Below are 3,383 nucleotides of genomic sequence, written 5' to 3'. Positions count from 1 at the left end.
CCGGCATTCTTGTTGCGAGGTGCGCGTCATGCAATTGCATGACATACATATATCATCTATCAAAGCATTTTATGCCACTACGTAAATAGGGTTCCCTTTGATTTTTTCTTGGCAGGCGATTATTAGCCAGAAAGACAAAATCAAAGGGAACCCTTTCACATTTTTTTCCAAGAAGCAGCCTTTTAAATACCCCATTCGATTGCCATAGTTCCCCATGTCAGACCTGAGCCAAAGCCTGCAAGCATCAGTTTGTCTCCTTTTTTCAGCATACCTTTTCGATTGACTTCATCCAGAAGAATCGCCACACTGGCTGCGGATGTGTTTCCACATCTGTCCACGTTCATCGGGATTTTCTCATTCGGCACTTTCAGACGTTTTGCAATGGTTGCCGTAATTCGGGCATTTGCCTGATGGAACAAATACCAGTCAATGTCTTCGGTGGTCAGCTTTGCTGCTTCCAGTGTCTGTAAAATAGACTGTGGTACTTTTTTTACTGCAAATTTGAATACTTCACCGCCGTCCATGTACAGATAATCCATTGGTTTCTGCTCTGTCACAAACGGATTATAATTTTCTCTGTTTTTGACATAAATCGCACCTCCGCGGGTTCCGTCGCTTCCCTGTGTGGACGCGATCACACCGCGCTCTGCCGCGCGCACGACTGCTGCACCTGCACCATCCGCAAATAATACACAGGTAGAGCGGTCGCTCCAGTCCACAATACGGGACAACGTCTCCGCACCGATCACAAGTGCCGTTTTATAAATTCCTGCCTGCATGTAAGCATCCACCATATTCAATGCAAATACAAAACCGGAACAAGCTGCGCTGATGTCAAAAGCAACCGCATTGACAGCACCAAGCTCACTCTGTACCAGACATGCCGTATTTGGAACCAGCGTATCCGGTGTACAGGTTGCTACGATAATCAGATCCAGATCCTCCGCTTTCACTCCGGCTGACTCCAGTGCTTTTTTTCCGGCTTCTGTAGACATGGACGCCGTTGTCTCATTTATTGCAATATGACGCTGACGGATACCGGTTCTGCTGCTGATCCACTCATCGCTTGTCTCCACAATGGTGGAAAGAAAATCATTTGTTACTATTTTTTCCGGCAGACAACTACCGGTTCCTATAATCTGTGCTCTCATCTATCCCTCCAATTAGTTTGATTATCAAAACTTTCTATCATCAAAGTATACAAAAAAACTGTTTTCTTGTCAACAAAAAACACGTTACAAAGTCAGACAGCATCACCTGAGTCAAATAGTGATACTCCTATTTCAAAAATCTTCTCCGCATTCCTGTCACTAAATATGTAAAATCTACATCAGGTAAACGATTGCATTCCGCCATTAACATCATTTTGTTATTCAACTCCATAAATACAGAATCATCTCACATCTCATGTACTATTTTGAAAAAGCAAACATATATTACTTACATGTAACAACGCAAAATCAGAACAGGCATACAGATCATGCCCTTTCATCTCAGGTGAAAAGGCTTCCACTTCTATAAGTGGCGTGTACCAACATTTTTTCAGCAGAAATATCCTCTAAGACGAAGATAAGTGCTCTGTAAGGATGTGATCTGGGAATTCTATTATTTAAGGGGGAAAACTATGGAGGTAGATATTATTTTAGACGCCGGACACGGCGGTTTTGACAACGGCGCATCATATATGGGACGTGCAGAAAAAGATGATGTGCTTCGACTGACACTGGCAGTCGGTGCCAAATTAAAAGAAGCCGGGTACAATGTTTATTATACCCGCACAACAGATGTATACAATTCACCAAACGAAAAAGCACAGCTTGCAAATCTGTCCGGTGGAAATTATTTTATCTCATTTCACCGAAACTCCGGCATGGAGGATAATCTGTACAACGGTGTGCAGACACTGATTTACCAACATAACGATACCGTTGACACTCTGGCAGAAAATATCAATCGCCAGCTGGAAAATGTCGGATTCAAAAATCTTGGTGTTGAGGAAGTCCCGGGGCTCATCGTCCTGCGAAAAACAGAAATGCCGGCAGTTCTTGTGGAAACCGGTTTTATCAACAGCGACATTGATAACCAGCTTTTTGACCAAAAATTTGATGCCATCGTGGATGCCATTGTCACAGGCATCGAAGAAAGTATTCCACTTTCCGCACAACAGGTTCCGGAACATTATTACGTGCAGACAGGACTGTTCAAATATGACGTCAATGCCGCTTACCAGTTAGAACGCCTGCAAATCCTCGGCTTTGACGGACAGATTCACTACGAAGAACCATATTACGGAGTCTGGATTGGCAAGCCCAAAACATTAGACGAAGCCGTCTTATTACAGGACGAACTTCGCCGTTCCGGTTACAGCACCTTAATCGTAAGTAAAAGTTAAAGTAAAACGTAAATTCATAAAAGAAAAAATAGTACTAATGACCATGACATAACATCCTGAAAATTCCTTTTTCTACAAAAGATTATTAAGGAAAAAGTATCGCCAATAACTGTATCTATAATCAAAGGTATCTTTTTTATCAGTGATTATGGAAATAAACAGCAACAATAACTGAAATTGGAAATCGGGAGAAATTTTTTCTCTGACAGCGATTGTTAGCGGCAGAGATAAAATTTTCCCGATTTCCATTCACTACCTATCGTTTAGCCACCTGAATTTTAACCAGGCAACTAAATATAACTAAATTTTAAATTTATCTTTACATTTCCGAAGTTCGCATATATAATAAATTTGTCTTTATCTTTTTGATGTCTAATCACATGAAACAATCATATATCGTTGCATTCTGGAGTCCGCTTGCGGCTTCCCATCCACATTTTTGTCTGGATTTTTTCATCCCATTTTTACAAAAATATGGCGACATCCAATGTCTCGATCTGCAATCCCGTCAGGATGCACGCACCATTCGTCTGCTCCGACAGGCAAATCTGGTCATTATCGGTCTTCCACCGATTCCCGCAGCATTCCGCCGCTATTTCTGTGACAACTGGATTCCGTTTTCAAATGTCTGTTATGCCTTTCTGGATTATCTTCCGGCTTTGCAGACAGATATACGACGTATCTGTCACACATATCGACTGGCAGAACCTTCTGTCATGCGAATTCCCTATAATATCCGTTTTCGTGAAGCCGTGCGCTCCGGGCAGTCCCACGACTATCTGAAAGAAGAACTCCCCCAATATAAAACAACAGATTTTCATCTATGTATCCAGGAGCTTACCCGTTCCGGTAAACTGATCCTGAAAACACTTGACGAAAATCTGCTGATTCGTTCCAATGGTTTCAAAAATGTCCATCACATATAATTTATCAAATCCCATCACCATTCAAGAATGCTCCGGCATTCTTGTTGCGAGGTGCGCGTCATGCA

General features: G+C 42.1%; 3 protein-coding genes. 2 read left to right on the top strand and 1 reads right to left on the bottom strand.

From position 1 onward, the window contains the following. Positions 1 to 182 precede the first annotated feature (182 nt). Positions 183 to 1,151, bottom strand: a complete 969-nt coding sequence (locus tag LG34_RS15840) for a beta-ketoacyl-ACP synthase III (protein ID WP_109216935.1) — start codon at positions 1,149 to 1,151, stop codon at positions 183 to 185. A 473-nt stretch (positions 1,152 to 1,624) separates the two neighbouring features. Here LG34_RS15840 and LG34_RS15835 point away from each other — a divergent pair, with 473 nt between their 5' ends. Further along, positions 1,625 to 2,392, top strand: coding sequence for an N-acetylmuramoyl-L-alanine amidase (locus tag LG34_RS15835; RefSeq protein WP_109216934.1), 768 nt, complete (start codon positions 1,625 to 1,627; stop codon positions 2,390 to 2,392). Positions 2,393 to 2,772: 380 nt separating this feature from the next. Continuing rightward, positions 2,773 to 3,318 carry a hypothetical protein gene (locus LG34_RS15830; RefSeq protein WP_109216933.1) on the top strand — a complete coding sequence of 182 codons (546 nt, stop codon included), beginning with the start codon at positions 2,773 to 2,775 and terminating at the stop codon, positions 3,316 to 3,318. Positions 3,319 to 3,383: the final 65 nt, after the last annotated feature.

Source organism: Eubacterium ramulus, from assembly GCF_003122485.1.
Classification (GTDB): Bacteria; Bacillota; Clostridia; order Lachnospirales; family Lachnospiraceae; genus Eubacterium_I; species Eubacterium_I ramulus_A.
Note: the sequence above shows the minus strand (reverse complement) of the source record. Positions and strands in the feature narration are given on the sequence as shown.